This window comes from Streptomyces sp. NPDC006265 (genome assembly GCF_040613555.1).
Lineage (GTDB): Bacteria > Actinomycetota > Actinomycetes > Streptomycetales > Streptomycetaceae > Streptomyces.
The window spans coordinates 1-4,012 of sequence record NZ_JBEXSH010000834.1; the positions used below are offsets into that span (position 1 = coordinate 1).

At 69.9% G+C, this 4,012-nt stretch carries 3 protein-coding genes and 1 pseudogene; 2 read left to right on the forward strand and 2 right to left on the reverse strand.

Annotated elements, in window-relative coordinates; all coding sequences use genetic code 11:
* A pseudogene (locus ABZ281_RS40975) lies at positions 1-1,645 on the reverse strand (protein-arginine deiminase family protein); the annotation flags it as partial.
* 158 nt (positions 1,646-1,803) lie between these two features.
* Positions 1,804-2,226, reverse strand: a complete 423-nt coding sequence (locus ABZ281_RS40980; RefSeq protein ID WP_356663044.1) for a DUF350 domain-containing protein — start codon at positions 2,224-2,226, stop codon at positions 1,804-1,806.
* Positions 2,227-2,431: 205 nt separating this feature from the next.
* Between ABZ281_RS40980 and ABZ281_RS40985 the strand changes: the two genes are divergently transcribed.
* Together ABZ281_RS40985 and ABZ281_RS40990 are read left to right on the forward strand one after the other, a co-directional pair.
* Positions 2,432-3,136, forward strand: a complete 705-nt coding sequence (locus ABZ281_RS40985; RefSeq protein ID WP_356663045.1) for a 2-phosphosulfolactate phosphatase — start codon at positions 2,432-2,434, stop codon at positions 3,134-3,136.
* Positions 3,133-4,012 (forward strand): enoyl-CoA hydratase/isomerase family protein (locus ABZ281_RS40990; protein ID WP_356663046.1); only part of this gene is annotated, 880 nt, incomplete at its 3' end. The genes ABZ281_RS40985 and ABZ281_RS40990, both read left to right, overlap by 4 nt.

A 4,012-nucleotide genomic window follows, 5' to 3' on the forward strand; every position in this document is an offset into this window, starting at 1 on the left:
GAGCCACTTCTGCTGGCCGTGGTCCCCGAGGCCGTCCACGAGGGCGGAGCCGGCGCCCATGCGCGTCAGACGGGGCACGGGAATCTCGCGCCCCTCGGGGCTCAGAGCCTCCGAGCCCCGGGTGTACAGCGCCGGCACCCGCTCGATCTCGTCGTCGGTGACCCCGGTCTCCCGCTTGAGGATCTCCAGGTTGGCCGCGATGCGCCGGGCCTCCATCTCGTTGTCGGCCACCAGGTGGCGGGAGGCGAGCGCCTTGTCGATGGTCTCCTTGGGCGCCGGAGTGTCACTGCGGCCCGGGACGGAGAACATCTTCGTGTTGCCGTGGCCGTCGCGCCTGGCGTCGCGCAGCAGCCGCAGCCCCGCCTGCCGGTCGGCGACCCCGATGCGCCAGCCGCGCGGGGTGTCGGCGGGCAGGAACTGCACGAACTCGTCGACGTGTCCCACGCTCAGCCAGGAGGTGTCCAACAGCAGCGGGTCCTGCAGCCACTGGGATGTGAGCAGAGTCCGCATCACCTTCGACGGACGTGCCCCGCTGTCCTTGCGCTCGCCCATGATGATCCGCCCGGCCGGGAAGGAGCGAGCGCCGTGCGCATAGGGTGGGATGGTCTGGTCTCCAGGTTTCCCATGGAGTTCAGCGAGCAGTCGTCGGGCTCCGCCGGGTCGGTCACCTGCACGACGCCGACGTCCCGGCCGGGCACTCTCTCGAAACCCGGCCCGCGTCCCGGTCCGGCTGCGCGGAACGCAGCATCACGCGCATCACCTGCCGCTGACCGTCCGGCCCGGTCATGCTGACGTTGGCCGGCTCGACGAAGTCCTGGGCCCAACGGTCGGCATACTTCTCGAAGGTGACCAGCGGCGTGGCGATCCCGGCCTTCTTGACCTTCTTTTCGAGGGCGGTGACGAACTCCCGCTGAAGGCGGCTGTCCGGGCCCTCGCCCTGGACCTTGGACACCATCACCTTTTGCGTGTTCTGAAGGTGATGCTGCGTCAGCAGCGGAGCGACGCGCAGGTCACCGCGTCGGAGGTGGACTTCTGCCCGGACATCACCGTCAGCCGGACCACCGCACGGCCGTCCCATTTCACGCCGTCGCGGACGACATCGGTGGCCTCGACGTCGAACTCCACACCCGAACGCAGCTCGGCCGCCGTCAACCTGGTCGCGGACGTGACGAGGATCCACTTTCCGGCGCGCTCGAGGAAGAGGTGCGCGTGCACGCCACCCGTGGCGATCTCCAGGCTGCCTGCGGCGTCCGCGGGGAGGTCCGGCAGGGGAACGGAACGGATGCGGGCGAGATCGGCTGCGTCCTCGGTGCCGTTGACCTTCGTGTCCGAGCCGTCGTTGCAAGCGGCCAACTTGGCGTCGGACAGCGGTGCGCCACCGGGCCCGTTCACCGGACACCGCTTGGTGTCGTCATCGATGTTGGGCAGATACACGGCCCCCGCGCTCGACGGACCAGCTGTCCTCGCCGTTGTTGTCGCTGCCACCGCTGACATCGACCCGCCCGTGGCGGTTGGGATCCGCCCGCAGATCCGCGCGCCCGCCCGCCTCGGCGGCGAAGGCGGAGCCGGCCGGACCCGCCAGCACCGATCCTGCGGCGGCCATGGCCAGGACCACCGACCCGGCCGGGTACAGACGCGAGCGCATACATCTACGTGAACGCACAGCACCTTCCTGTCAGTTGGAGGGCTTCGCCGTGCAAGAGGAAGGACCGCGGCTGTGCGTTCACTGTGCGGCGGGAGTTGCTTCCTGCGAAGGTGCCGACTGCACCGTGGCCGAAAGTGCGCGCAGAGCCTGTCGGCCGGTCAGGCGATGGACGCCGAAATGATGGCGGACACCGCGAGGTTGCAGGAGGCCGTGACCCAGACCGCAGGATGAGGCTCCTCCTCGACCAGCGTCGTACCCAGACGCCCGGGCGTGACCAGGTCCACCACCAGGAACGCCACCGCCATCATCACCAGGCCCAGCAGCCCGAACGCCGCCGTCGAGACCAGTCCCCTGCCGAAGTCCTCGTACGTCGTCCATATGGACGTGAACACGATGCCGCCGATACCGAGCAGCGCGGAGCTGAGAACCGTGGCGGCATTGCGATTGCGCTGTTCCCAGATCTGCCGGCCGAGCTTTCCAGGCGTCAGCACATCGACCAGGACGATGCCGAGGACCAACAGAACCAGGCCCAGACCGCCGTATGCAGTGGCCCGCCCGAGTCCGTTGACGATGTCGCTCATGGGATTGCCAACTCCGAAGCGTAGAGATCATGAGTGATCGCGGTCAAAGAGAGGCAAAATGTAGCGCACACGCGCCGCCCCCCGAACGGCGCCCGGCTCACCCCGAAGGATCACCGGCGAGGACGCAAAGGATCACCGACGACGGTCGAGGTGATGCGCATCACTGCCTGAGTGCGTCGTCCGGGGCATGCGCGATCATGGCTGGATGGACGCTCGCTTCCTCGGCATCACCGAGCTGACCGAGACCCCCTCCGTGGCCGTCGTGATCGACGTCATGCGTGCCTTCACGGTGGCTGCCTGGGCCTTCGGGCAGGGCGCGGAAAAGACCGTTCTCGCTGAGTCGCTGGACGAAGCCCTGGCCCTCAAGGCTCGCCACCCGGACTGGGTGGCACTCAAGGACGGTCCGCCCGCGCCCGGTTTCGACACGGTCAACTCGCCCGGCCTGCTGCGGTCCCTCGACCTCACCGGACGGACCGTCGTGCAGAAGACCACGGCAGGGACGGTCGGCGCCCTGGCGGTCAAGGAGGCGTCGCTCGTGCTGTGCGCCGGCTTCGTGGTGGCGGAGGCGACGGCTCGGCTCCTGCGGGCACGCGCGGACGGCAGGGTCACGTTCGTGGTCACGGGCGAGGGCGGGCGGGCCGACGAGGATCTGGCGTGCGCCGAGTACATCGCTCGGAGAGCCACCGAGGCCCGGACGGACGCGGCTGAGTTCCTCCGCCGCGCGGGAGAGTCGCGTGCCGCCGCCGAGCTGACGGAGGGCGTACGTCAAGGAGCCCACCCCGACGACGTCGCACTCTGTCTCGAGCTCGACCGATTCCCCTTCGCCATGGTGGCGGCCCTGGAGGACTCGCTCATGGTCCTCCGCCCCACTCGTGAACCACTGCCGGGCCTGACGAAGGAGCTCCGGTGAGCCGACCCGAAGAACGCGCATCCGTCGTTTTCCACACCCAGGGGCGCGCCGCCCGTATCACGCTCAACCGGCCTCGGGCCCTCAACGCGCTCACCCATACCATGGTCCGCCGCATTGACGAGGCGCTGGACGGCTGGGAGCGGGACCCGGCCGTGGAGAGCGTCGTCATCACCGGCGCGGGGGAGCGGGGCCTGTGTGCCGGTGGTGACATCCGTGCCATCCACGACGACGCCCGGGACGGTGACGGCACGGCCTCCGCCGCGTTCTGGCGCGACGAATACCGCCTCAACGCCCGCATCGCCCGCTGCCCCAAGCCGTACGTCGCCGTGATGGACGGCATCGTGATGGGCGGCGGTGTCGGTGTCTCGGCGCACGGCAGCGTCCGTGTCGTCACCGAGCGGTCCCGGCTCGCCATGCCGGAGACCGGCATCGGCTTTGTGCCGGACGTGGGCGGCACCCACCTGCTCGCCGTGGCCCCGGGGGAGTTGGGTACCCACCTGGCCCTGACGGGAGCTCAGGTCGGCGCCGCCGACGCGGTGCTGTGCGGGCTCGCCGACCACTACGTGCCGACGGCCTCACTGCCCGATCTCCTCGACGCCCTGGCCGAGTTGCCCGCGGGGGAGGCCCTGGCCGGCTACGCGCGGACACCTCCGGAGGGCGCCCTGGCCGGTCAGCGCGACTGGATCGACGCCTGCTACGCCGCCGACACCGTCGAAGAGATCGTGCGTCGGCTGCTCGCGCACGGCGACCCCGCCGCGAAGGAAGCCGGGGAGACCCTGCTCGCCAAGTCGCCGACCGCCCTGAAGGTCACCCTCGCCTCTCTGCGCCGGGCCCGGAAGCTCGGCACACTGGAACTGGTCCTGAACCAGGAGTACC